Origin of the sequence: Bacillus piscicola (assembly GCF_022458745.1) — a bacterium.
Taxonomy (GTDB): domain Bacteria; phylum Bacillota; class Bacilli; order Bacillales; family Marinococcaceae; genus Alteribacillus_A; species Alteribacillus_A piscicola.
In genome coordinates this window covers 13,576-35,681 of sequence record NZ_JAJJJF010000004.1, presented here as the reverse complement: position 1 = coordinate 35,681, position 22,106 = coordinate 13,576, and the positions used below count along the sequence as shown (strand labels likewise).

At 47.1% G+C, this 22,106-nt stretch carries 17 protein-coding genes; 11 read left to right on the top strand and 6 right to left on the bottom strand.

Annotated elements, in window-relative coordinates:
* Positions 1–110 precede the first annotated feature (110 nt).
* The 8 genes from LOR49_RS08890 to LOR49_RS08855 all read left to right on the top strand — a co-directional run bounded on the left by LOR49_RS08890 (position 111) and on the right by LOR49_RS08855 (position 4,895).
* Positions 111–263 (top strand): hypothetical protein, encoded by a 153-nt coding sequence (locus tag LOR49_RS08890; protein ID WP_240376131.1) that lies wholly within the window; start codon positions 111–113, stop codon positions 261–263.
* Positions 264–384: 121 nt separating this feature from the next.
* The gene (gene spoIIID / locus LOR49_RS08885; protein ID WP_240376130.1) at positions 385–660 is read left to right on the top strand and encodes a sporulation transcriptional regulator SpoIIID; all 276 of its coding nucleotides are present in this window, start codon (positions 385–387) and stop codon (positions 658–660) included.
* A 408-nt stretch (positions 661–1,068) separates the two neighbouring features.
* Positions 1,069–2,073, top strand: a complete 1,005-nt coding sequence (mreB, locus tag LOR49_RS08880) for a rod shape-determining protein (RefSeq protein WP_240376360.1) — start codon at positions 1,069–1,071, stop codon at positions 2,071–2,073.
* Between the two features lie 23 nt (positions 2,074–2,096).
* The gene (locus LOR49_RS08875) at positions 2,097–2,888 is read left to right on the top strand and encodes a flagellar hook-basal body protein (protein WP_240376129.1); all 792 of its coding nucleotides are present in this window, start codon (positions 2,097–2,099) and stop codon (positions 2,886–2,888) included.
* Positions 2,889–2,906: 18 nt separating this feature from the next.
* Positions 2,907–3,743, top strand: a complete 837-nt coding sequence (locus LOR49_RS08870) for a flagellar hook-basal body protein (RefSeq protein WP_240376128.1) — start codon at positions 2,907–2,909, stop codon at positions 3,741–3,743.
* Positions 3,744–3,786: 43 nt separating this feature from the next.
* On the top strand, positions 3,787–4,110 hold the full coding sequence (locus tag LOR49_RS08865; protein WP_240376127.1) for a DNA-directed RNA polymerase subunit beta: 324 nt from the start codon (positions 3,787–3,789) through the stop codon (positions 4,108–4,110).
* 75 nt (positions 4,111–4,185) lie between these two features.
* Complete coding sequence (gene fabZ, locus LOR49_RS08860; RefSeq protein ID WP_240376125.1) at positions 4,186–4,623, top strand: 3-hydroxyacyl-ACP dehydratase FabZ; 438 nt, start codon at positions 4,186–4,188, stop codon at positions 4,621–4,623.
* Positions 4,624–4,709: 86 nt separating this feature from the next.
* Positions 4,710–4,895 carry a hypothetical protein gene (locus LOR49_RS08855; protein WP_240376123.1) on the top strand — a complete coding sequence of 62 codons (186 nt, stop codon included), beginning with the start codon at positions 4,710–4,712 and terminating at the stop codon, positions 4,893–4,895.
* A 1,123-nt stretch (positions 4,896–6,018) separates the two neighbouring features.
* On the opposite strand, the gene LOR49_RS08850 is transcribed toward LOR49_RS08855, so the two are convergent.
* The gene (locus LOR49_RS08850; RefSeq protein WP_240376121.1) at positions 6,019–7,710 is read right to left on the bottom strand and encodes an S-layer homology domain-containing protein; all 1,692 of its coding nucleotides are present in this window, start codon (positions 7,708–7,710) and stop codon (positions 6,019–6,021) included.
* 252 nt (positions 7,711–7,962) lie between these two features.
* On the opposite strand from LOR49_RS08850, the gene LOR49_RS08845 reads away from it, so the two are divergent.
* Both LOR49_RS08845 and LOR49_RS08840 read left to right on the top strand, forming a co-directional pair.
* Positions 7,963–9,690, top strand: a complete 1,728-nt coding sequence (locus tag LOR49_RS08845) for a putative bifunctional diguanylate cyclase/phosphodiesterase (RefSeq protein WP_240376119.1) — start codon at positions 7,963–7,965, stop codon at positions 9,688–9,690.
* A 232-nt stretch (positions 9,691–9,922) separates the two neighbouring features.
* Positions 9,923–10,555 carry a helix-turn-helix domain-containing protein gene (locus LOR49_RS08840; RefSeq protein ID WP_240376117.1) on the top strand — a complete coding sequence of 211 codons (633 nt, stop codon included), beginning with the start codon at positions 9,923–9,925 and terminating at the stop codon, positions 10,553–10,555.
* 31 nt (positions 10,556–10,586) lie between these two features.
* Here the strand turns inward: LOR49_RS08840 and LOR49_RS08835 are convergent, their stop codons facing one another.
* Together LOR49_RS08835 and LOR49_RS08830 are read right to left on the bottom strand one after the other, a co-directional pair.
* Positions 10,587–11,033 (bottom strand): hypothetical protein, encoded by a 447-nt coding sequence (locus LOR49_RS08835; protein ID WP_240376115.1) that lies wholly within the window; start codon positions 11,031–11,033, stop codon positions 10,587–10,589.
* 452 nt (positions 11,034–11,485) lie between these two features.
* The gene (locus LOR49_RS08830; RefSeq protein ID WP_240376113.1) at positions 11,486–13,012 is read right to left on the bottom strand and encodes a C40 family peptidase; all 1,527 of its coding nucleotides are present in this window, start codon (positions 13,010–13,012) and stop codon (positions 11,486–11,488) included.
* 1,617 nt (positions 13,013–14,629) lie between these two features.
* On the opposite strand from LOR49_RS08830, the gene LOR49_RS08825 reads away from it, so the two are divergent.
* Entirely contained in the window at positions 14,630–15,280 is a 651-nt protein-coding gene (locus tag LOR49_RS08825) for a CPBP family glutamic-type intramembrane protease (protein WP_240376112.1), read from the top strand.
* Between the two features lie 102 nt (positions 15,281–15,382).
* Here LOR49_RS08825 and LOR49_RS08820 read toward each other — a convergent pair whose 3' ends face one another.
* The 3 genes from LOR49_RS08820 to LOR49_RS08810 form a co-directional block, all read right to left on the bottom strand.
* On the bottom strand, positions 15,383–16,354 hold the full coding sequence (locus LOR49_RS08820) for a nuclease-related domain-containing protein (RefSeq protein ID WP_240376111.1): 972 nt from the start codon (positions 16,352–16,354) through the stop codon (positions 15,383–15,385).
* Between the two features lie 964 nt (positions 16,355–17,318).
* A complete protein-coding gene (locus LOR49_RS08815) occupies positions 17,319–19,529 on the bottom strand; it encodes a S8 family peptidase (RefSeq protein WP_240376110.1) in 2,211 nt (736 codons plus the stop codon).
* Between the two features lie 1,158 nt (positions 19,530–20,687).
* Positions 20,688–21,722, bottom strand: a complete 1,035-nt coding sequence (locus LOR49_RS08810; protein WP_240376109.1) for a C40 family peptidase — start codon at positions 21,720–21,722, stop codon at positions 20,688–20,690.
* Positions 21,723–22,106: the final 384 nt, after the last annotated feature.

The window sequence follows — 22,106 nt, the reverse complement described above, 5'->3', positions numbered from 1 at the left end:
TGCGAAATAACAACGTCATAGGGGTTGGATGAAGTCGTGAAAATCATTTTTGTTGGAAATAACAACGCCGTAGCACTCGTATGGAGTCGTGAAAAGGATGATGGTCGGAAATGGCGACGTCAAAAGTAGTTGGGTGCTACTTTTTGCCTTTTTTGCTCCGAGTAATGGCAGGACGCGGGGCGGCACGCGAGGAAGAATCGAATGATGATCACAAAAAAGAAACGGAGGCTGTTTCTTTTTTTTTTGAAAATAAATGGTGTTAGAACGTTTCCCAGTGTATAAAAAAACATCTTAGCCCTTGTCCTATCTGACTTTTTGGTATATATTCCGCTCCCTTCTAATAAACTGTACCAATCACCTAGATTAAAGTAGGGGGCGAGTGGTGTGCACGATTACATCAAAGAACGAACCATCAAGATGGGGAGGTATGTTGTGGAAACTCGCAAAACCGTCCGCACAATTGCCAAAGAGTTTGGTGTATCGAAAAGTACCGTCCATAAAGATCTAACAGAGAGACTGCCGGAAATTAATCCAAAGCTGGCTCGTGAAGTGAAAGAAATTTTAGAATATCATAAATCTATTCGTCATTTACGGGGAGGCGCCGCGACAAAAACGAAATATAGCAGGGAGAAAGACACGAAGGCAGAACCTTCTGTATAGTGCTCCGGAAGAAAGCGAGCCAGCACGGAAACAGCGGCAGTGCAGCAGCTAAAGGATTTGGTGGACAGGACGGAAACGGTGATAACACGAAGGCTGTCCTACTAGAACGGAGCCTTTTCTAATAGGATGGCCTTCAAAAAACGAGAACGTCGCAGGTTTGATTATAAAGGACCCGTCCCCTGGTTATGCTAGAAAAGACATACAAGGTTCGGCAAAATACGCGAATAGTTATTACGCTGCATGAAAATATGTGGTAAAATGTCAGAATAAGAGTATAATAAATATGTTAACTTGGGTCATTTCCATACACGGTTAATGCCAAGTTTTTCCTGTGAAGCAGGCAATATGAACGAAGAATCACATAATGCTGTAAAACAGTATGATTAATTTTGAGGAGGAATGCCAGAAATGTTTGGCAGGGATATTGGCATTGATCTGGGAACTGCGAATGTGCTCATACATATAAAGGGACAAGGAATTGTTCTGGATGAGCCTGCCGTTGTCGCTATTGATAAAACAACGAGACAAGTGTTGGCGGTAGGAGAAGAAGCTTTTAGAATGGTTGGACGTACACCGGGGAACATTGTGGCAATCCGCCCGATGAAGGACGGCGTTATCGCTGATTTTGACCATACCGAAGCCATGCTCAGCCATTTCTTGACGAAAATTAACGCGAAAAGCATGATGTCCAAGCCTCGTATTTTGATTTGCTGCCCGACGAACATCACGTCCGTCGAACAGAAAGCGATCATCGAAGCGGCTGAGAAAAGCGGTAGTAAAAATGTATTTATTGAGGAAGAGCCTAAAGTCGCAGCTATTGGCGCCGGTATGGATATATTTCAGCCGAGCGGCAACATGGTGGTCGACATCGGCGGCGGCACAACCGACGTTGCCGTGCTTTCGATGGGATCGATCGTGACAGCAAGTTCCATCAAAATGGCGGGCGATCAATTTGACTTGGATATTTTAAATTATATAAAGAAGAAATATAAGCTGCTTATCGGGGAACGTACAGCGGAAGCGGTCAAAGTGGAAGTAGCGACAGTTGCTCCGAATGATGAGAAACGAGAAATGGAAATCCGCGGACGTGACATGGTAAGCGGGCTGCCGCAGACGATTACGATTACGTCCACTGAAATTTATGATGCGCTGACAGAATCAGTCAATCATATTGTTCAAGCGGCGAAGAACGTGCTTGAGCGTACACCGCCAGAGCTCTCGGCTGACATCATTGACCGCGGTGTGATTTTAACGGGTGGCGGCGCCATGCTGCGCGGAATGGACCAGCTCCTCGCCGATGAATTGAAAGTACCCGTGATGATAGCGGAAGAGCCGATGCACTGTGTAGCAAACGGGACAGGCATTTTGCTTGAGAACCTAGATAAAATGAGCAATCGAAAAATAAAGATCTAAGTCTGCGGAAGGGAGGCCTTGCCATGCTGAGAGGGTTTTATAGTGCTGCTTCGGGTATGATTACCCAGCAGCGCCGTACGGAAATGCTGACAGACAACATTTCCAATTTGAATACACCCGGTTACAAGGCCGATAACGGTTCGATTCGAACATTCCCTGAAATGCTGCTCGAGGCTCGCGGCGGCGCTTCCCCGTTTAACGGGAACCCGCGCCCGATCGGGGAGTTGGCGACAGGTGTGTACATGCAGGAGCGCACGCCCAATTTCACTCAGGGAGATGTGCGGGGAACAGGGATAAAGACGGATGCCGCTCTTCTCCAGGGTAATCTCCCCGATGGCAGTGCGCTGTTTTTCACTGTTCAGAATGAGGCAGGAGAGACGCGCTATACACGGAATGGTAATTGGACAGTGGACGGTGCCGGTTTTTTGACGACGAGTCAGGGCTTTTATGTGCTTGGCGAAGACGGTGATCCGATTGCTGTCGAAAACGAGAACTTCATGTTGATGGCTGATGGAACGATTCGGAATGAGAACGGAACGGTGAGCGGTCAACTCGGTGTTGCTTACGCGGAAGACGCGCAGGACCTCGTAAAAGAAGGCAGTGGTCTTCTTCGGGCGGAGACAGGGGATTTGCCGGCAGCAGATGCTGATTACCAGGTGCAGCAAGGGTTTCTTGAACGCTCGAATGTGGACCCAACCCGGACAATGACGGAGATGATGGAGTCCTACCGCGTTTTTGAAGCAAATCAGCGCATCTTACAGGCTTACGACCAAAACATGCAGCGCGCCGTCAATGACATCGGCCGCCTCGGATAATAAGGAGAAAAAGGAGGGATGGCGGTGTATTCAGCGATCATGTCATCGGCTAACACACTCGGACAGTTGCAGAAAAAGATGGACGGGATTTCGAACAACATGGCGAACAGCAACACAAACGGCTATAAAACGAGAGAAACAACTTTCTCCGATCTCCTTCATCAACAAGTGAATAACCAACCGGTCCCGCAAAACAATATTGGCCGTCTCACTCCTCCTGGTCTCCGGGTTGGAACTGGAGCGGCGATCGCCCAAACAGCCCTTCGTTTAGAACAAGGCCCTTTGCAAGAGACAGGTCGTGAGCTTGACTTTGCTTTAACAGAAAAAGATTATTTTTTTCAAGTAGATAGCGGCGAGACAGAACCACACTATTCACGTGACGGCGCGTTCTATTTGACGGAAGACCCGGGCCGCCCGGGCACATGGACGCTCGTGAACAACCAAGGTGATTACCTCCTCGGGGAGAACGGCGAACGAATGACCATCCCGGCAGGCGCGCGCGACTTCACGCTTCAACAGGACGGAACGCTAACCGCTCTTCAGCCGAATGGCAACCCGGTTGCCGTCGGTCGCGTAGAGATCGTCCGAATTACGAAACCACAGCTGCTTGAAGCGGCAGGCCATACCTTTCGACTCCCCGATTTGGCGGCACTTGATTTAACAGAAGCAGATGTGCTAGAGATTGTAGAGGAACCAAATGGAGAACTGATTCAAGGATCACTCGAACAATCGAACGTAGATATGTCCAAGGAAATGGTGGACCTCATGAATACACAACGTCATTATTCTTTTAATGCCCGTGCCATTTCGCAAGGAGATCAAATGATGGGCTTGATCAACAATGTCCGCAGTTAATGAAAGAACGGACAAGCTCATTTTGTAAACGGAGATTACGCTTATGACATATAAGGAAGATGCAGTGAATTCACCTGCTACCCAAGAAGAGCAGAATAAAGAGGAAAAAAAAGAAACACGGAGCTCGCGAGCGGAACAGCGGGCTGAAAAGCAGGAGAAACAATCCCGCCTCCGTCGTTTTCTTGCTAAACCACGCGTGCGTCTTGTGCCAATTTGGGCAAGACTATTAGGCGTACTCGTTTTGCTCATCTGCAGTTTAATCGCAGGCCTTTTGATCGGGTATATCGTCATAGGAGACGGCGATTCCCTGCAAGTTCTCAATTGGAAAAACTGGCAAGCCCTTTATGACTTCATGATGGGAAAGTAACGAAAGGTGATCTCTTTACTCTTTTTATACATAACACTTGATCACACACTAACATGTTAGGAGGGAAGCGCTACGATGCTTTCCATAGACGAAATAAAAGAAATAATCCCGCACCGTTATCCGTTTTTACTCATTGACCGAGTGACGGAGCTCGAAGAAGGCAAGCGGGCTGTCGCGTTGAAAAATGTCTCAGCGAATGAGGAATATTTCAACGGACATTTTCCCGAATACCCCGTCATGCCGGGTGTATTAATTGTTGAAGCTTTGGCACAGACTGGTGCGGTTGCTATTTTGAAAAAAGAAGAAAACCGCGGGAAGTTAGCTTTCTTTGCTGGAATTGAAAAATGCCGCTTCAAATCACAAGTGAAGCCAGGGGATCAACTGACCCTCGAAGTCGAGATTCTCCGACTACGCGGCAGCATTGGAAAAGGCAAAGGAACAGCGAAAGTGGACGACACAATCGTCGCCGAGATGGAGTTAATGTTTGCGCTTCAAGAACCAGAGACGAACTAACGGACCCCCGCTTATTACGGAACACTTTATGAGAAAAGATTTCTATGGTAGAGCGGAACATGGCAAGGAACAAGGAGGTCATTCAGATGAAAATTCCTGTTATCGCAGTCATCGTTTTCATTGCCGTCACGCTGATCGGCACGTTACTTGGCTCCGACGGACACGGAGGAACAGCAGCCCTCATCGCCCCTGTAATCGGAAGCATCGTTACCAGTTTGATATTCCTCAGCTTACTAAAATGGGAAAGCACCCAAGAACGACCAGAAGTTTAAATTATGGAACGAAACGGCCCAACACCGTTTCGTTTTTTTAATGGAATAAACCTGATGCACCATACCCCCCAACCCCCTGCTGCAGCACTAATGACGTCGTGAAAATGAAAGTATGCGGGATTAGTGACGTCATCGACCGTGTATGGCGTCGTGAAAAAGTAGAACCGCAAAAATAACAGCATCACAGGACTCGTATGAAGTCATGAAAATGGAGGATCAGCGAAATAATGACGTCATAGGGTGTGTGTGACGTCACGAAAACGGATGGATGCAAAAATAGCGACGTCATAGGCCTTTAATGGCGTCGTGAAACGGAGGGATTGCGTAAATAGCGACGCCAAAGCAGGTGTAAGACGTTGTAAAATGCAGGGATCGCGAAAATAACACCATCATAGTCGCTGAATGAGGTCGCGAAAATAGAGGATCACGGAAATAATGACGTCGTAGGGTGTGAATGACGTCATGAAAACGGAGGAAAGCAAAAATAGCGGCGCCGTAGGCCTTGAATGGCGTCGTGAAACTGAAGGATTGCGGAAATAGTGACGTCATAGATCGTGTATGAGGTCTTGAAAATGAGGAACCACGAAAAAAGCAACGTCATAGAGACCGTATGAAGCTATGAAAATCATGTTTGATAGAAATAGCGACGCCATAGCGGGTGTAAGACGTTGTAAAATGCAGGGATCGCGAAAATAACACCATCATAGTCGCTGAATGAGGTCGCGAAAATAGAGGATCATGGAAATAATGACGTCATAGGGTGTGAATGGCGTCGTGAAAATGTGTAGCCGCAAAAATAGCAACATCATAGGCCCTGTATGATGACATGAAAATGGCGGATTAGCGAAATAACACCGTCATAGAGATCGTATGAAGCTATGAAAATCGCGTTTGATCGAAATAGCGACGCCATAGCAGGTGTAAGACGTTGTAAAATGCAGGGATCGTGCAGATAACAACGTCACAGCCCCTGTACGCGAAAGTGAAACGGAGAGCATGCGAAAATAGCAGCATCATCCATTCCTAATTACGTTGCGACACCCCATCCCATCATCCGCCCGATCCCGATACAAAAAAGCTTAGGGTGCGGGTGTCACCCGCTTCCTAAGCTTCCACTATCCGATTAGGCGGCAGCGTCTTCTTCCACTGCATCCTCGTCATCTTCTTCGTCTGATACCTCTTCGTCTTCCTCGACAACATCTTCTTCTTCAATTTCTTCAAAGCCTTCGAGGTCTTCTAGTTGCTGTTCTTGCCATTCCATTACTTCTTCAAAAGGAATGATGTCCTCTTCGTTTTCTGGAAGGCCGTATTCCCACGTAACGTCTTCATTAAAGTTGCCCATGTTCATCGCATAGTCGATACCAACAGACAGGCTGCCTTCTTCATCGGTGTAGCTGATGGCGATGTCACCTGTGTCGAACACGATATGGTTATCAGCGTCAATCGCTTGATAAATCACAAAATTATCTAGGCTGAGGTTCTCAAGAAATTCGTCAAAGTCTTCTTCCGCGGCCTTGTCTTCCAAGATAGCAACCTTTTGTTGGGACAAGCCGAGTGCGGAAATAGATGGGTTTTCTAACATGGATTCAAGCTCTGGCAGAATGTCCTCTTCGAAGATATCTGCGATGGCTGCGATGTCTTCTTCTTCGAGTTCAAATTTCAGGACTTTTTCATATTCCACATCTTCCGGAATAGCAGTGTGCGTCTCGAGGAGCTCGAAATTGTCAGTGCCTAAATGTTCAATAAAGAGGTCATACAGTTCTTCCGTCATTTCTTGCTGTTCTTCTACGTCGAACATGTTAGAGAAATCTTCCCCGAACATTTCGTCATAGTCAAACTCGATATACTTTCCTTGCCAATCTTCTGGATACCCCATGAAAGCGGCATCCGTTACATATTGATACTGTTTATCCGCAGTCGCGATGGCGGCGGATGTAATAGTTTCATCGAAGCCGGGAATCGTCTGTTCCATAACGGCTTCGGAGAGGAGCGGATCTTTTTGGTAAGCACCGCGGAGTGCCATTTCCATGTTCATGGATTCTTGCAGCATCTCTTTTTCTTCATCGGAAAGCTCGTCTGGAAGCGGCATATCCATTGTCAGTCCAACCGTTCCATCAAACGCATACGTGTCAAGACCGAGCTGGGCTTCCATCGTGTCGTTTAAAACTTCCACGATTTCTTCATCAACTTCGATCTCTGGTGCTTCCGGGGCTTCCACTTCTACACTGTTTTTCAAAAATACAGCGAATTGAGCACGCTTCGTTGATTCGCTTGGCCGGAACGTATTATCTTTATCATACCCGCTTGCAATGCCATTAGCAGCAAGGGCCTCGATATACTCATACGCCCAGTAATCCTCATCGATATCGGCAAAATCTTCATCTGCTTCGCCTTCCAACTCATAAGCGACAGTCAAAATTTTAGCCATTTGAGCCCGTGTCAACTCATCGTTTGGCATAAACTTGTCATTTTTTCCTTCAAGAATGCCTTCATCCGCCACAGCAGCAACGGCCTCGTAGATAGCGTCATCCGCGTCTACATCGGAAAAGCCGGGGTTCGGCCGCTCGGACGTCTCTAAATCAAGTGCATCGGTTAACATAAGTGCCGCTTGCGAACGCTTCACCGGTGCGTTCGGACGGAACGTGTTGTCCTTATACCCGTTAATAATTCCTTGTTCTGATAAATTGTCAATGGCATCTTTCGCCCAGAAATCATCGCTGATATCTTTGTAGGATGATTGAGCACCTGCTGTAGCTGGGAACACCAAAGTTGCAGCCAAGACAGCAGAAAAAGCCAAACTGGAAAACTTCTTCATGAATCCATCCCCCTAAGGTATGTATTTGATCCAATTCTAGTATACAGATACTCTCACAAACTAGCTACACAAAAAGGTAAAATAGCTAAATAATTCCTATATTTTCATAGCCATCTAGTTCAATTGAAAGGAAACGGATGAAAAGCATAGGCAAAAAGGGAAATCTGCGTTAAAATGTGGAAAGGACACTTCGGCAAATTTCACCAATTCTCACCATTTTACAGCGAGAGAGCCGGGAGGGGGGAGAAACCGTTGGCAAAAAGAAGTCCAGCAGTCAAGATGGATGATCAAGATTTTTTCCACCAATTCAGCAAGGATCCAGATAATATTGCTGAACTGTTTACGCATATGAATGACGGGGTTATGGTGACCGATGCAGATAAACGGATTATTTTAATCAACCCCGCTTATGAAAAAATTACGGGTTATACACTTGATGAAATGTACGGGGAGGACCCGAGTTATATTGCTTCCGGCCACACGCCGCGATCTGTGTTTCACGACATGTGGGAGACCATTCGGGAAAAAGGAACGTGGACGGGGGAACTTATCAATAGACGGAAAAATGGGGAAGAATTTTGGTCGTATATCACAATCACCTACATGAAAAAAGACCAGCCGGAGGAAAGTTATTATATCGGGCTTATCCGTGACATAACCGAACAAAAGCAGCATGAAAAAGTGATTTCACACATGGCGTATTATGATGCGTTAACAGAAACACCGAACCGCGTTCATTTTCATCGAAAAGCAAAAGAAGTACTCATGAACGCAGAGGAGCACGGGGAAAAGGTGGCGGTCCTCTTTCTCGACCTCGACCGCTTTAAGAAAATCAATGATTCGCTCGGCCACTATGCAGGCGACGAGCTGTTACATGAAGTAGCCCAGCGTCTTCTCACAGCGGTAGGAAAGGAAGGGTTTGTCAGCCGGTTTGGCGGGGATGAGTTTGCCATTTTAATTGACCAAGCCAAAACGACGGCGGAAATGGATGACATCATTTTCCGTGTCTTTAAAAAGGTGAGTGAGCCGATCAAGCTGCAAAACCAAGAAATCTTTATCACCGTGTCTATCGGAGTGAGCATTTACCCGGATCACGGAAAAGACATTGATACGCTCTTGCGAAATGCCGACTTCGCTTTATACCAAACGAAGGATGCAGGAAGAAACAACTATTTTATCTTCGAGAACGATCCATCACAACAAACATTTGATCGGTTAGCCTTGGAAACGGACCTACGTAAAATTAACATTAGCGAACAGCTGGAAGTATTTTATCAGTTGCAGATGGACATCCAAACAGGAAAGGTTTACGGAACCGAAGCACTGATCCGTTGGAATCACCCGGAGAAAGGGCTCTTAACACCGAACTTCTTTTTACCGATTGCGGAAGAAACTGGTTTTATTAAAGAAATAGATGAATGGGTGTTGGCGGAAGCGTGCCGGCAAACCCAGTACTGGCGGGAAAACGGCCACCCGGACTTGATGGTCTCCGTCAACGTGTCAAAATCGCTTTTCGAAAGCCCGTACTTCGTAAAAACGATCCGCAACAAGCTCGATAAGGCCGGTCTCCCCCCTGAGAACCTTATATTAGAAATTAGTGAAAATATTAAGATCACCGACCTGCGGAACGCTGCACGTAAACTGCAGCCTTTGCGCGAAATGGGCATTACTGTCTCACTTGATGACTTCGGGACCGGCTATTCATCCATCGGCCAGCTGAAACGATTTCCGATTGACAACTTAAAAATTGACAAATCGTTTGTGATGGAAACGAACGGGAACGACAAGGATGCCGCTATTATTACATTTATTATCAACATGGCGAACTCTCTGAACTTTACAATCGTATGTGAAGGGGTCGAAACGGAAGAGCAGCTTGCCTTCGTGAAAAAAGAAGGGTGTCAGTTGGCGCAAGGATATTTATACAGCAAACCAGTTACGGCAGCGGAGTGTGCGCAATTATTGGAAGACTTACGGTAACAAAAAGATACACGCATAGATTCTCTCAATTCAAGCGGCTGAGAAGAATAGCAACTGCGCTATACAGTGGAACTCCTGTCTTTGGTACCCCTTGTCAACAAAGGAGAATGGACAGAGGTTCCCTATTTTTTGAGAGTGGTGTTATTCTATGGTGCACAATGTGTAGAAAAATAAAACAGCAGCAAGGCAAGGTTAGCCTCAATAAAAGAAGAATGACTTCAGGTGGTACCGTATGAAAAAAAGGACATTAGGCAGTTATGTGAACGAAATGCGTGTGAAAAACAAGCTTTCTTTGCGAGAATTAGGAAAGCGTACAAATCTCAGCTTTTCGTACATTCATTCCATCGAAAGTGACAAAGTGAAGCCCTCGCGCGATGCCATTCTTGCGCTCGCTGAGGGGCTGAAAGGAGCCTTCCCCGATGAAATGCTCCGCCTCGGAGGACTGCTTCCTGATCCTATCCCTGAAAACAATCCACCCAACGTCTATGTAAGCGTATTTAGCCGTCGCCTCCGTGAATGTATCGAGCAAAAGAAGTGGACGTCCGACGTGCTGGCCGCCAAAACGAACATAGACATATCCGCTATCCGCAGCTGGCTTGATTTCCATACATACGCAGAAATCGGAGACTCCATCAAGCCGGAACTAATTAATATTTATAAAATCGCAGATGCTCTAGGGGTCACTGCCGATTATTTGGCAGGTTACGCCGAGAATCCGGATGAGTACCACCCTGCAGCCCCGCGCCCCAAAAATCTCCGCCACATTCTCGCTTCAGAAGAACTGGTCCTCGACCACATCCCATTAGACAAGAAAGCAAAAGAAAAAATAATCCAAATGATTTACGCGGTTTTTAATAACGAATAGGCTCTGGGTAGTGTCCCAGAGCCAAAAACGTTCACATGAAACTGCCTCGCTTCTGCAGCCTTTCTAATGCTTTTGTCCAATCCCGGGGGTGCAGATACCCGTCGATTGTTACTGCATCGGGGAGCTGCGCACTAAGCAGCACGGCCACATCCATGATAAGGGGTGTTGAAATCCTTCCGTACTCGTTGGCGACCCCTAGACAAACAACAGGACGATCCTGATCTATGTACCACGAAAGATCGGCATGTAACGTAATAATGTCGGTTGTAAAAGCACGTCGTACACTAATATGTATACAATCAACGGTCACGTCTTTGTCGATTACTGCCATTTCCGAATAGGCGGCAATGTGTTCGTCTGTGGCATGTTCTATATAGTTTTTCATCGTGTTAAACAGAACGTTCCATTCCTGTTGACTAATCTGCTGGGGATGGATACAAACCTCAAGCGATTTGAGCTCGATCGGCGCAGTATTCATTACTTACCTCCTTTATGTTATAGGAAGACATGTGTTTTATAAAATATAACACTGTTCACTAATATTTTCCACTAGTAGTAACAAGTTTTTCCATAATGGTTCAAAAACCACAAAAAACTTGACTCTTTGTTGGAGCCAAGTTTGTATTTACCCGAATGTGGTTTTTTTAAAACAGTTTAGTTGTCATAGAAACGTTAAAACATCCTGCCAATAGGCGCAGCCATCTGAACGTAGAACAGAGCTAAACCTTCCTACAAGAAAGGATGAGACTCATACCGACCGCCATTGGTCTAGCTATTCACTTGTTAATCCGCGCAGCACGTAGCAGAAGCTTAGAAGGGAAAGGCTTGTCCGAGTGATGCAACTCAAGTAAGAAAGGTAAAAAATGGTTTACACGCTGTATGTTACGGGTACAATATCACTAAACCCAAGCTCCCTGCGTCGAGGAGCGGTTAAAAATAACGTTTGGCCCCAAGATAACGTTCCTTCCAATAGCTGGCGTTCAAATTGCTGACCGTAACGCCGGTAGAGGAACCGGCATGGATAAATTGATCATTTCCGAGATAAATACCGGCATGGGAAGCCCCAGGTTGGTACGTCTCAAAAAACACAATATCACCGACGCGCGGACTTTTTACAGCGGTGCCCGCATCATATATACCTGCGACTGTCCGCGGCAGATTCACGCCATTTTCTTTAAATACATATTGAAGAAAGCCGCTGCAGTCAAAACCGGATGTCGACGTCCCGCCCCATACGTAGGGAGTACCGACGTGCTCGGCTGCATCGGCGACGAGATTGGTCACGTCGATTTTACTGCCGGTGGGAGGAGCAGCTGTTTCTGGTTTTGCATGGGAACTGCCCCCCGACAGTACGTCCTGCATTTTTTTCGTCGTCATCGGTCCAGCAACACCGTCCGCCTCCAGGCCGTGCGCCTTCTGAAACGAGCGCACCGCTTTCTCCGTTACCTCGCCGTAAATCCCGGTCGCTTCCATCTTCATATAGCCGAGTTGCTGCAGTTGTTTTTGCAGCGCCTCGACTTCCGGACCGCGCGACTGATAACGGAGGAGAGAAGAAATAGATGTTGCCTCCGCTTGCACACCGGCTTCCACTTTGGCTGCTGCCGGATTATTGCGCAGTTTATTGAGCGTCATCGGGCCCGCCAGCCCATCTGCCTGCAGGTTGTTTTGCTTTTGAAACTGCCGGACCGCTTTTTCCGTCATCGGACCGTACACCCCGGTAATGTCTTTGTTGTAATACCCGTAATCTTTGAGCTGCCGCTGCAACTGTGCGACGTCATTGTTTTGATCACCAATCGAGAGCACTTTAAATGTGTTAGAGGCCTCCGGAGAAGACGAGGAAGATGCCGGCTTTTCTGCCCGTTGCACCCCTTTTAACGCAGCTAACGTCTGCGGTCCCGCAATTCCGTCCACCGCAAGCTGCTCACTCTGCTGAAACTGCCGGACCGCGGCCGCCGTTCGCCGACCGTAATGACCATCCGGTTCATCGTTATAAAAGCCGAGCGACTGTAGCTGACGTTGTAATTCCGTCACTTCCGCACTTTTGTCCCCAATACGCAAAACAGTTGAACTATCAAGTTTCACCTTGCTTTTCTGTGCGGAAGAAGCTACCGCTGAGGCAGATACCGTTTCCGCGGAAGGCGCGGAACGTTCGCTCAAGAGAACGCTGAACGTCTGCGGACCAACGATTCCGTCCGCCGTTAAATGATGTTGTCGCTGAAAAGAGAGAACGGCTGCTTTCGTTTGTTCACCAAAATAACCAGTTGATGTATGATATGTAAAATACCCCTTATCCCGTAACAAATCCTGCAGCTTTGTCACATCATCGTTAGTCATCTCCGGGTGCAGCGTATCCGTACCAAACGCCGCGTCCGCCACAACCGGTGCCGCCAACACAGCCCCCGTCACAGCCGTCGATGTCACGACAATTTTTTGCATTTTCGTTGTCGTTTCAAACAAACCGATCCCTCCCAGATTTTGATAGAGGCTCTAAGGGAAGAGCCGCGTATTTTATTACATAACAGGAGCCTTTCCAACCGTAACGAAACACAGGCGGAAACGGCTTCATCGGGGAAGGTATCATCTGCCGAATAAGCTTGTCCCAACCTAACCAACCCCAACCCCCAAAAATAGACAAAAATTCCAAAAAATATGAATTATATTCTTCATTATATAAGCAAAACCCAATTTCCGCTATCATTTATCAAAAAAAGTTAGAAAACCACACACAAACCCGACATACACCGAAGCGATTGAGTCGTTCGTGTAGAAGCAACCTCGTCAGGAGACGGAAGACGTCGTGAAAAAAGGGTTAGCAAAAATAGCAGCATCATAGGGGGCGTATGAAGCCATGAAAACCATGTTTGCGTGGAATAGCAACGTCATAGCCGGTGAATGCAGTCATGAACCCGGCTGCTTGCGAAAATAATGACGCCATAGCAAGCGTATGGCGTCGTGAAACCAGGGAATGTCAGAAATAACAACATCATAGAGGTCGTATGAAGTTATGAAAATCGTGTTTGCGTGGAATAGCGTCCCCATAGCAGGTGAATGAAGCCACGAAACCGGCTGCTTGCGAAAATAACGACGTCATAGCGGATGAATGACGTCGCGAAACCTGAGAATGTCAGAAATAACAACACCATAGGGGGCGTATGAAGCCATGAAAACCATGTTTGCGTGGAATAGCAACGTCATAGCCGGTGAATGCAGTCATGAACCCGGCTGCTTGCGAAAATAATGACGCCATAGCGGGTGAATGACGTCGCGAAACTGGGGAATGTCAGAAATAACAACACCATAGAGGTCATATGAAGCCATGAAAATCATGTTTACGAGAAATAGCGTCCCCATAGCCGGTGAATGAAGCCACGAACCCGGCTGCTTGCGAAAATAACGACGCCATAGCGGGTGAATGACGTCGCGAAACCTGAGAATGTCAGAAATAACAACACCATAGAGGTCGTATGAAGTTATGAAAATCATGTTTGCGTGGAATAGCGTCCCCATAGCCGGTGAATGAAGCCACGAACCCGGCTGCTTGCGAAAATAACGACGTCATAGCGGGTGAATGACGTCGCGAAACCTGAGAATGGTAGAAATAACAACAACACCATAGAGGTCGTATGAAGCCATGAAAATCGTGTTTACGAGAAATAGCGTCCCCATAGCAGGTGAATGAAGCCATGAAAACGGAGGCTTGCGAAAATAGCGCCGTCATAGCGGGTGTATGACGTCGCAAAACCGGAGAATGGTAGAAATGACAGCACCATAGAGGTCGTATGAAGTTATGAAAATCATGTTTGCGTGGAATAGCGTCCCCATAGCCAGTGAATGAAGCCACGAAACCGGTTGCTTGCGAAAATAACGACGCCATAGCGGGTGAATGACGTCGCAAAACCGGAGAATGGTAGAAATGACAGCACCATAGAGGTCGTATGAAGCAATGAAAACGGCGTATGGTGAAAATAACGACGCCATAGCAGGTGTATGGCGTCGCAAGTCCAGGGGAACGCTAGTATAGCAGCATCATAGCGCTCACCCCATCAACGAAATCGTAAAAAAGGTGAAAACAATATGTGGAAAACAGATGTGAAAATAGCTTTTTTATTATCCATTATTTGCTTTATAGCAGGCTTTTTCGTGCTGCCGTATCAACTGGAAACATTGCAAACCACCATTCCGCAACAATATGACGTATTCATGGAGACCCTGCCTTTTTCTCTCAAACTGTTAACGCTGCTTTCTGCGCTACAATTATGGCTCATCTCGTGGGTGCTTGCGTTTTTAGGGTTGCGACTCGCTCGGAGAACAGGCTTTTCGTTCTCCATTCTCGCTTCTATATTCACGCACGATAAAGGCAAGTATCGAAAAAAGGATGTTGCCTTATCTGTTTTTCTAGGATTGCTTGTTGCTTTCATCATTGTGGCGGCGGACAAATTTTATTTTCAACATGTAGTTGCGGTACTGGGGGAGAATGAACCTGCGTTTTCGTGGCTCGGTTTGATAACGGGCGTTCTTTACGGCGGCGTCTTCGAAGAAATTCTACTACGATTATTTTTCATGTCCTTGTTCGTATGGACTTTTGCGAAATTGTTTTTCCGGAATAACGATCAAATCCCGGCCGTTGTCTATATAGTTGCTATTTTGATATCCTCCGTCCTCTTTGCTGCCGGGCATTTGCCTGCAAGTGGACAACACCGCTTGTCCTCCGTGCGTTTGTATTAAATGGGATTGGCGGATTATGCTTCGGCTACTTGTACTGGAGGAAAGGTTTTGAATACGGTGTGCTGGGGCATATGTTTTCGCATATCGCCATGCAACTGTTATTTATTCCGATTTTTTATTAATCGCTGGCTTGCTGAAACTGGTTGGGGGAGATGAGGGAGAACGGGAAGGGATAAGATAGGAAGTGGATTTTCCGTGACCTGTGCGCTCGAAATTATTTCTCAATACTTTTTGAATCGTCCGTTTCGAGCGAACGACGTTACACCATTCATAAATAACGTTGGTCGTAATGGTAGCTTCGGGGAAAAGCAAGGCAAAGTCATGGATGCTTCTTATGACGGCTTTTTCCAATGGCTCCAGCGTCTTGCAGGCCGGACAATGAAAAAACTTTTTGATAAATCGCATAAAAGTAGGACAGTTTTCACAAACCACGCCTTTTCGCAACTGCTGATATTCATAATTCGGGGTGCGGCGGTAAGGCGATTTTTCCACATGAAGCGACCGTAACCGTTCGGCAAGTTGCGTATACTTTTGATCGGGCGGTGAAAATTCCGTATGCCATTTTCTTACATAGTGAGCTAACTGGGTCGGTAAAATCAAGGGAAGGGACGGTTTTGCTTGATAGAGGGTGAACTCAGAGTGGACAAAAACGGCGTAAGAGACAATGGGGAGGTCCAGACGAAGATGACGGAGAAGTTGACGTAGAAGAGATTCACTACGATGCAGTTGATGAATGGGGTTCCTAGTTTCGACACCAGAAGAACTGTGCCAATGATCCTCTTCAAATGTGTAATCCCCTTCGAACGTCTTTACATCAAATAAGTAAATACTATCCCCGGATAACAGTAAGGTATCAATTTGGAAAAGCGTTTGATTATGGTCGAATAATAAATCGCCGAGACCCAGGAACTTTCCGGACAGAGGAGTCAACAACTGATCAAACTTCTTCTCCCCCTCAAACCCCTTTTTCAACTTAAAAAACTGACGCTTATCCTCGGCAGACAACGCCATTCGAGCATGCAACACCCGCATCACCCGCAACTCCCACGGTTCACTGCGTTCTTTAATAAACATATTTCAACTCCTTCACTTATTATTAAAAAAGGGAACAACCCCTTTTAAATGTACAGAAAATTAGTGAAATAGGCAAGTGAAAAATATGAAAACTACAAATAACAACCCCGCAGAAGGAGAATAAAGCTATGAAACAAGCGACACAACGAAATAGCGACGTCAAAGCGGATGTATGGTGTCGTGAAAAGAGTGAATCATGAAAATGACAACCCCATAGGTCGCGTAAGAGGTTGTAAAAATCGCCTCCTATCAAAATAGCGACGTCAAAGTGAGCGTATGAAGTGGTGAAAATCATGATTCGGAGAAATAACAGCACCATAGAGGTCGTATGAAGCTATGAAACATGCGACACAACGAAATAGCGACGTCGAAGTGGTTGTATGGTGTCGTGAAAAGAGTGGATCATGAAAATGACAACCCCATAGGTCGCGTAAGAGGTTGTAAAAATCGCCTCCTATCAAAATAGCGACGTCAAAGTGAGCGTATGAAGTCGTGAAAATCATGATTCGGAGAAATAACAGCACCATAGAGGTCGTATGAAGCTATGAAACAAGTGACACAACGAAATAGCGACGTCAAAGCGGATGTATGGTGTCGTGAAAAGAGTGAATCATGAAAATAACAACCCCATAGGCTTGGTATGATGTCGTGAAAATATCCTCCTACCAGAATAGCGACGTCATAATGAGCGTATGAAGCCATGAAAATCGTGATTAGCAGAAATAACAGCATCATAGGGGTTGTATGACGCTATCAAACTTGCACCACATGAAAATAACGACGTCAACGCGGTTGTATGAGGTTGCGAAAAGTACAACCCACAGAAATAACAGCCTCATAGCCTGTGTATGAGGCCTTGAAACGGTTCAATCTGCAGAATAACAACCTCGCAGTGGGGCACGAGGACAGATCAGAAGAGAAAAAAGGAGCGTGGCCTTATTTTCAGCCATGCTCCTCATTCTATTTACGACGATTCTTCTATCAAGTGCTCGCCGAGTTTGTAAAAGATGCTGGCGAATTGGGCGCGGGTTAGTTTTTCGCCGGGGCGGAAGGTGCCGTCGTCGTAGCCGCTGATGATGTCGTTTTCAGCGAGGTAGACAATGGCGTCAGCGCCGGTTGTTTTCGCGTTGACATCACGGAATAAAACCTCGCCGTCGCCCCCCGCACCACTATCCATTTCGAGATCAAAGACGTTTCCAAGAATGGCGGCCATTTGTCCGCGGGTAATGTCGCGGTTCGGGCGGAAACTACCATCGGCAAACCCGCCGATATAACCGGTTTTCACCGCATGGGCAATAAATCCGGAGGCGAAATAATTTTTCGTCACGTCCGGGAATCGCGTTTTCGCCGGGTCATTTTCCCAGTCGAGCATCCGTCCAATCATCGCTACTGCCTGGCCACGGCGGATGGCGTCTCCTGGATAAAAATAGCCGTCGTTCCCTTGAATAATGCCGCGGTCCGATAATTCCTGAATCGGTTCGCTCGCCCAGTAGCCTTCATTGATGTCCGTGAATTCCGGTGGGTTTTCCAGTTTCGCCGGCCACGTGAAAGCCTCTTCTTCATCGGTTGGCTGATCACTGTCATCGTCCCCGTCTGCAGGGGCTTCTGTGTCATCGCCGCCGTCCTGAGCAGATTTTTCTTTCACATCTACTTCCACAGGCTCGCTTTTCGGTGACTCGTTTCCGTCCACATCGACGGCACTTACTTCATACACATACGTGCCCGGTTCAACACTCTCATCCTTAAAGAGGTTTCCGTTTTCCACACTCTCCACGAATTCATCGTCCCGATAAATGCGATGGGAGACGATTGTCTCATTCTCCGGTTTGTCCCAGAAAACATGCACATCCGCGGATCCATCTTCGTTATAAACGACACGCGACTGAACGTCGGCCGGAGTAAAACCTTCTTCTTCCGGTGTCTGAATCGGATCGTCTTTTAACGGATTTTCTTCAATATCTTCTTCTACCGGCTTTTCGTCCGTTTTGTCATCGGATTCCAGCGGGTTTTCTTTGTCCTGGTCGAGAGCAGACTCGCTCAAGTCCGGGATCTGCAGCAGGCCGTACCCGTAATTCGGATCGCGGCCGGATTCACCGAGATCAATCGCTTCGTCTTGCAGCATGGCGCGCAGTTCCGGTGCACTTTTTTCTGGATAGGCTTCTTTTAAAAGCGCAAAGGCACCGGCGACAAAAGGCGTCGCCATTGACGTACCGCTCAGTGGTCCGTAGGTGGCGTCTTTATACGAACTGACGATGTCGACTCCGGGTGCCGCAATTTCGACCGCTTCTCCCGTCGCCGAAAAATAGGCGCGCTCGTTATGTTCGTCGACCGCTCCGACTGCAACCGTGGAATCGAAGCGCGCCGGAAATTCTACGCGCCCCTCCGGCAAGGTTCCTTCCCCGCGGTTTCCGGCAGCCGCCGCCACGATGATGCCTTCCTCATAAGCCTCATCAAGCATGGAGCGCATTGTGTTCGAGTTCGTGAGCGTTCCGAAACTCATGCTGATCACATCGATATCATTCGCAATCGCCCAGTCGATGCCGGTCAACACTTGCGCAAGCGGTCCTTGTCCGTCCTGGTCGAGCACCTTCACCGCGTATAAATTCACATCGGGTGCGACCCCGACAAGGCCGACACTCGGCTGATTCGCCGCAATAATTCCCGCCGTGTGCGAGCCATGCCCATTGTCATCGTCATAGGAATCTGTGTAAGACACCGCAGAAAAACCGCCAGTCACGGTAAGCGACGGGTGCGACGTGCTGATCCCTGTATCAATCACCGCAACATCCACCCCTGCTCCGGTGACACCGTTATCCCAAGCGTCTTCCGCCTGAACACGCTCGATCCCCCAGTTTTTCAACGCGGGGGAAGCGGTGGCCGTTGCCGTTTCATCGACCGCCACCGTGTTATTCTGTTCTATGTAGGAAACCGCATCCTGAGAAGAAAGGCAAGCCGCTTCTTCCTGCGTCAATTCCACTTCCGCTGCCGCGATTCGCTCCCACGTTTCACCGGTCTCCCCGCCGCAGCCCTCAATCAACGCTTCGTTTATGTAATTCTGAAAACCGACCAAATAGGTATCCGTCTCCTCACCCGCAGCACTCGCAAGCCCTGCCCCCGGGTAAGCAAACAGCAGAACTCCCAGCATCAAAGCCGTCATTATCCGTTTGTAAACCATTCAACCCCTACTTTCTTTTGTTAAAAAAGCCCTCTGTACGAAAAATTAACATAGATTCATAGAAACAACTACCAAAATTACAAGACTATGACAATTATAACAGGGAATGAAGAGAGAAGGAACCTAACCATCTGTGAAAATAAAACAGCGAACAGCGGATGACGCTATGAAAAACTCCACATGACGAAATAACAGCTTCATAGAGAGGGAATAGCGTTTCGAAATTCCGTGATTGCGAAAATAACGACATCATAGGGGTAGTATGGCGTCGCCAAAAGAAGCACATGTGAAAATAACAACGTCATAGCAGGTGCATGACGTCGTGAAACTGGATAACTATAAAAATAGCAACGTCATACGGGGTGTATGGACCATCGAAATTCCACCACCACCAAAATAACGACCTTATAGCGAGTGAATGAAGCCTTGAAACAATGATACTAAGAAAATAACAACCCCATAGCTCTTGTATGCTGTCGTGAAAATGCGACCCGGTTATAATAACGGCTTTATAGAGGCAGTATGACGTAGCCAAATAGAGCACGGCTATAAATAACAACATTATAGGAGCAGTATGACGTCGTCAAAAGGAACACTTATGAAAATAAAAACGTCATAGCAGGTGTATGACGTTGCGAAACGGGAGTGTCATCAAAATAACAGCGCCATACAGGGTGTATGGAGCATCGAAACCGTGCCACCGCGAAAATAACAACCCCACAGCAAGGAAATGAAGCCGCAAAACAGCAACACTACTAAAATAACACCCTCACACCCCGCGCAGGTTCTCAACAAACGCCTCGCCCCCATCCCACGACCGCTGCTCCGCCCACCCAGATTCTCACAATCTAAAAAAATTCACAAAAACAGGTTTAAAGGCAACAAGAACCGGTTATACCAGTACCATACAGCTAGTAACAGCTGCATGACTCTCTCTTGACCCCTTTTATAGAGTGCCCACTTTCTGTCCTGGAAAGGGAGTACGGTACGTGAGCCTCCCCCTCTCACCGTACCGTGCGCCCGCCAAGCACCGGTTCGCCGACAGGCAAGGCTCACCCCGCTGTTGCCGACGTACGGCCCGGTCACAAGAGAACGGATCAACGTACAAACCAAGAGACAAAAAAAGACCCGCCGCGAGGGCGAGTCTAGTGTGAAGGTTTACCGTTCTAAAGCTTTGTCCAGGAATACAGCGAAGTGGGCACGTGTTGTTTCACGACCTGGTTCAAATTCGCCGTCTGAGTTTCCAGAAGTGATGCCGCTGCCGGCAAGTGCTTGAATGTGCTTATAATAACGGTGATCCGCATCCACATCTACGAAAGAACCATCATACGTGATACCTTCCAGTTCAAACGTACGGTAGAAGATAACAGCCATTTGCTGGCGAGTCATCGGATCTTCCGGCATAAATTCATTTCTGTCATTTCCTGTAATAAGACCTGCTTCATCTACTGCTTTAATCGCAGCTGCATATTCATTAGAAGCATCCACATCTTTAAAGCCAGTGTCGTTTCCGTCACGCGGTAAGTCTAAAGCGTTTGTTAAGTAAGCCGCAACTTCTGCTCGTGTAATGCTGTTCGAAGGTTTGTATGTACTGTTTTGGTACCCTTCAATAACCCCTTGCTTGGCTAAGTCAGTGACACTGTTATACGCCCAGAAGTCCTTATCAATGTCGTGGAATTCGCCTTGTGGAAGTGGCTCAAGTGCTTGTGCCTTAACCGCTTCTTCGATTTCCTCTTCCTCATCAAGAACACGCTTGGCTCCTACATAACGGCTTCCCCAGTAGTACGGATCGTTAACGCTTGAGATCGTAACCCCTTTAGAAGTGGAGGAGTGAATGAACTTGCCGCCTCCTATGTAAATACCATTGTGCTGAATGCCGGATCCGTGTGAGAAAAACACGAGATCGCCTTTTTCTAAGTTACCTTTCGATACTTTCTTTCCGACCCCGTATTGCTGGGATGCAGTTCGTGGAAGACTTTCGCCTGCTTTCCGGAAAACATAGCCGACAAATCCGGAGCAGTCAAAGCCGCTTGGCGTCGTTCCTCCCCAGCGATACGGTGTTCCCATCAATTTCTTTCCTTCTGCGATGATTTGATCAGCTTTCGATGCCGCCTCCGAGACTCCCGGTTGCACGGCGAAAGCTGCCAACAGCATCACGAAGCTGAGTACTGCTGCTACACTTCTCTTGACCAAGTTGGCCACCCCTCTCTCATGTTGTTGTCCCCTTGTTAGAAAACACGTAATCTTGTCCAAAAGAGCAACGGTCCCATTCCTAGGTACCTGCTCTTTTTCTTATATAAACTGCGTCGTGTAGTTCGTTCTTAAGAAGTAGATTGTGTCGTTAATTGATTGCTTGTCTTATGAAACTAGTTAACAGTCTAGCATGATAGACCGACTCCTGAGTTTACAGTTATGTAACAAGATAAAGACAGAATGAGACATAATCCCCCTTATATTTCCTTTAAGTACTCTTCCAGTTTTACCAACATCCACCAAAAACCCGATAATTGCTGAAATAACAAGCCATCGCCTCCTACGTTACTCCTGTAATAAAACTGTAATAAAACGTCGTATTGT